Origin of the sequence: Streptococcus oralis, assembly GCF_001578945.1 — a bacterium.
Lineage (GTDB): Bacteria > Bacillota > Bacilli > Lactobacillales > Streptococcaceae > Streptococcus > Streptococcus oralis_Q.
The window spans coordinates 19326-20199 of the sequence record NZ_KQ969552.1 but is presented as its reverse complement, the minus strand read 5'-3'; the positions used below and the strand labels follow the sequence as shown (position 1 = coordinate 20199).

General features: G+C 42.9%; 1 protein-coding gene and 2 pseudogenes. All 3 read left to right on the top strand.

Going from position 1 to position 874, the window contains the following annotated elements; genetic code table 11:
• Positions 1 to 339 (top strand): annotated as a pseudogene (gene cvfB / locus SORDD16_RS05475) (RNA-binding virulence regulatory protein CvfB); the annotation flags it as partial.
• 8 nt (positions 340 to 347) lie between these two features.
• The gene (locus tag SORDD16_RS05470) at positions 348 to 563 is read left to right on the top strand and encodes a YozE family protein (protein ID WP_061452662.1); all 216 of its coding nucleotides are present in this window, start codon (positions 348 to 350) and stop codon (positions 561 to 563) included.
• Positions 564 to 643: 80 nt separating this feature from the next.
• Positions 644 to 874 (top strand): annotated as a pseudogene (locus tag SORDD16_RS05465) (PhoH family protein); the annotation flags it as partial.

Genomic DNA, 874 nt, shown 5'->3' with positions numbered 1-874 from the left:
GAGAATAACATGCTTGGTTTCATTCACCCAAGTGAACGCTACGCAGAGCCACGTTTGGGGCAAGTGTTAGATGCGCGTGTAATCGGTTTCCGTGAAGTGGATCGTACCTTGAACTTATCCCTCAAACCACGTTCCTTTGAAATGTTGGAAAATGATGCTCAGATGATTTTGACCTACTTGGAAAGCAATGGCGGTTTCATGACCTTAAATGATAAGTCTTCTCCTGAGGATATCAAGGCAACCTTTGGTATCTCTAAAGGTCAGTTCAAGAAAGCGCTCGGTGGCTTGATGAAGGCTGGCAAAATCAAGCAAGATCAGTTTGGGACAGAGTTGATTTAGGGTGGCTTATGAGAAAATCATTTTACACTTGGCTCATGACCGAGCGCAATCCTAAAAGTAACAGTCCCAAAGCCATCTTGGCTGACTTGGCTTTCGGAGAATCAGCCTTTCCAAAACACACAGATGATTTTGACGAAGTCAGTCGTTTTTTGGAGGAGCATGCCAGTTTTTCTTTTAACCTAGGTGACTTTGACGTCATCTGGCAAGAATACTTAGAACACTAGAGACAATGAGATGAGGCTAGTATTTTATTGTTCTCTTTGCTATAATATAAAGAAATAAACGGATTAGAGAGGTTCTTTATTTGAAGGAACATTCAATAGACATTCAACTGAGTCATCCAGATGACTTGTTTCATCTTTTTGGATCCAATGAGCGCCATCTTCGTTTAATGGAAGAAGAACTTGATGTGATAATTCATGCCCGTACGGAGATTGTCCAGGTTTTGGGGGAAGAGACTGCCTGTGAGGCAGCCCGTCAGGTTATCCAAGCATTGATGGTCTTGGTGAATCGTGGGATGACTGTCGGTACGCCA

Excerpts from the sequence above, each read along its gene's own strand:
- SORDD16_RS05470 (WP_061452662.1), top strand. The coding sequence starts at position 348 with ATGAGAAAATCATTTTACACTTGGCTCATGACCGAGCGCAATCCTAAA.